This window comes from Alkalibacterium putridalgicola (genome assembly GCF_900109825.1).
GTDB classification, from domain to species: domain Bacteria; phylum Bacillota; class Bacilli; order Lactobacillales; family Carnobacteriaceae_A; genus Alkalibacterium; species Alkalibacterium putridalgicola.
Genome location: NZ_FOBL01000066.1, coordinates 1 through 2,697 on the forward strand (window position 1 = coordinate 1; position 2,697 = coordinate 2,697).

The 2,697-nt window shown below is 44.1% G+C and carries 3 protein-coding genes; 1 reads left to right on the plus strand and 2 read right to left on the minus strand.

Going from position 1 to position 2,697, the window contains the following annotated elements:
* Positions 1–481 precede the first annotated feature (481 nt).
* Positions 482–1,180, plus strand: a complete 699-nt coding sequence (locus tag BMX84_RS12285; protein ID WP_091490345.1) for a helix-turn-helix transcriptional regulator — start codon at positions 482–484, stop codon at positions 1,178–1,180.
* Positions 1,181–1,307: 127 nt separating this feature from the next.
* On the opposite strand, the gene BMX84_RS12580 is transcribed toward BMX84_RS12285, so the two are convergent.
* Together BMX84_RS12580 and BMX84_RS12290 are read right to left on the minus strand one after the other, a co-directional pair.
* On the minus strand, positions 1,308–1,448 hold the full coding sequence (locus BMX84_RS12580; RefSeq protein WP_177165569.1) for a hypothetical protein: 141 nt from the start codon (positions 1,446–1,448) through the stop codon (positions 1,308–1,310).
* On the minus strand, positions 1,442–2,425 hold the full coding sequence (locus tag BMX84_RS12290) for an aldo/keto reductase (protein ID WP_091490347.1): 984 nt from the start codon (positions 2,423–2,425) through the stop codon (positions 1,442–1,444). Before BMX84_RS12290 ends, BMX84_RS12580 begins: the two co-directional genes overlap by 7 nt.
* Between the last annotated feature and the right edge of the window lie 272 nt (positions 2,426–2,697).

Genomic DNA, 2,697 nt, shown 5'->3' on the forward strand with positions numbered 1-2,697 from the left:
GAAGGGCTCATATACTGCTCTTTTGTGACCTTCGTAGCTCCGGTTGATTCTCGAAGGGCACATATACATCCTTTTTGTGACCTTCGCAGCTCTTGCCGATTCATGAAGGGCACACAAACTGACTTTCCGTTACCTCCGGACACCTTTCCCCCTCGTGAAAGGCACGCAATCCAACTTCCCTTTACCTTCATACCTCTTCCAAACTTACGAAGGGCACACAATTCATCTTCCCGTTACCTTCACAGCTCTTCCAATCTCGTGAAGGGCACTCAATCCACTTTTCCGTTACCTTCACAGCTCTTCCCACCTCACGAAGGTTACGCAATCCGATTTTCCGTGCCCTTCGCAATTCCTCCAAGCTCATAAAAGGCAGGCAACGCTTTGTAGCATCCTATTATAACAGCCTTTTTCGTTAATATACAAAATGTAGCTAGGTTAATGGATAGGGATTCTGGTAAGATTGATTTACGGAGGCGAGAAGATGAAAATTGGACAGAAACTGAAAGAGAAAAGACAAGAAGCAAATCTCACCCAAAAAGAACTGGCTGAGATCTTGCATGTTTCAAGACAAACGATTTCCAGCTGGGAAGTTGGACGTACATATCCCGACCTGGATGTTCTGGTTGCAGTAAGTGAACTCTACGCGATTCCTTTGGATGATTTATTAAAAGACGATTCAACTATGGTGGAAGATATCACTAAGAAGGTCAAGAAAAGCGAGCGGAGAAAAATATTAAACATCGCATTGATTATTGTTTTGACTCTTGTAAGTAGCTTCAGCTTGTTTTTTATTCTAAGAGAACGTCAGAAAACCCAAACGAATGAGTTGGGTCTGAGTCCCAGCGACTTGCATTACTCTACTTGGGAAATGACTTATGCATCTTCACAAAACATACGACAATCTATGGTCTCATTTGATAGAAACAGTGTAGCTGTTTACTATCACTACGGACCCCGAGAGACAGCCACTGATGGCCACGAAGTCAATGAATACGAAGACCTTCGTATAGAAGTAGATAAAGATAAATATATTGTGACCGCTCACGGTTTCAGTCAAGAGTACGAAAAGTTAAGTGATACGATTATCAGAGATTCTAACGGTACCGAGTACCATCAGATTTTGTCTGAAGCGTCTAATGATAGTTTGTTCTGGATAGCAGATCAATTTGAAAATGAATGATACGCCAAAAGAAAAAGAGCACCAGCTTCCGGTCTTTACGACGCAGAAGCTGGTGCTCTTAACTATTATAAAACTCTCAAGTGGAACATACGCGCTGCGGGCGCGTATGAACAGTATAATCTTCTGTTTACTGAAGGACCCAGTGATTCGGTCTGATTTCTGTGAGTTTCTGTCCTTCGATAGAGATCTCTTCCCCTTCATTAGATGAGATGCGACCGCCGGTTTCACTTCTTATATTGATAGTTGTTGAGATGACACTCTTTACCACGCATAGGCTTCTGGAGCACGCCCGCCCGGACCTGGGAAGATTCGGTCGAGTTCCTCCATAACATCTTCTGTCAGATTTATTTCAAGAGCCTTGAGCGCCTGCTCCAGCTGGTCCATCGTTCTTGGACCAATGATAGGCGCTGTCACAGCCGGGTTAGCTAACAGCCAGGCCAAAGCAACGTTTGGTTCCGACTCACCCAGTTCCTTACATAACTTGGAATAATCTTCCAGCTGACTGCGCTCCTTGTCTGAGAGTTCAGCTGCCCGTTTTTCACTTCTTGAACCGGGTTCTGGATCTAAGATCTTCCCGCTCAGTAGACCGCCACCTAATGGGCTCCATGGAATGACACCGATACCCAGCTCTTTGGCAGCTGGCAGGACTTCTAATTCCGGAAGTCTGCACAGTAAATTATATTTGTGCTGCTCAGATACTAAACCGAGAAAGTTTCGTTTCTCAGCCGCGGCCTGAGCCATGGCAAGGTGGAAGCCTGCAAAGTTGCTTGATCCAATATAATGCGTTTTCCCTTTATTCACTAATGTTTCAAATACCCCGTAGATTTCTTCCCACGGTGCATGACGTTCGATATGATGCATCTGATACAGCTCGACATGATCCGTCTGCAGACGTTTTAAGGACGCTTCCAAATGTCGGCGGATCTTGTAAGCAGACAGTCCGCTTTCTTTATTCGGTCCATCTGTTTCATCTTCCATACCGCCGTACACTTTAGTTGCCAGAACGACTTTTTCCCGGCGCCCTCCGCCTTGTGCAAACCAGCGACCGATAATTTCTTCAGTACGTCCTCTTTGACCGCTGCCGCCGTAAACATTTGCTGTATCGAAGAAGTTGATTCCTGCTTCCAACGCTCTGTCCATTATGGCAAAAGCATCTTCTTCACTGGTGTAAGATCCAAAGTTCATCGTTCCTAAACACAGTCTGCTGACTTTAAGTCCTGTTCGTCCTAAATAAGTATATTGCATTTGATCTTTCCTCCTTAGAATATTTTTCTGCTGTAAAACCCTCTTCATCACCTTCTGGTTAAGTCTGTTAACTATTTAATCGTATCACTCTGTCATTATTAACTCAATAATGATGTATCCGTTATCATTAATGTATTAACAGATGCTTTGAATTTCAAGAATATTGAGGACCCTCTTCGTATTCTTCCATATAATACAATCGTCCTTTTCGTGACCTTCGTTGTTCCTGATGGTTCGCGAAGGGCACATATACCGCTCTTTTGTGACCTTCG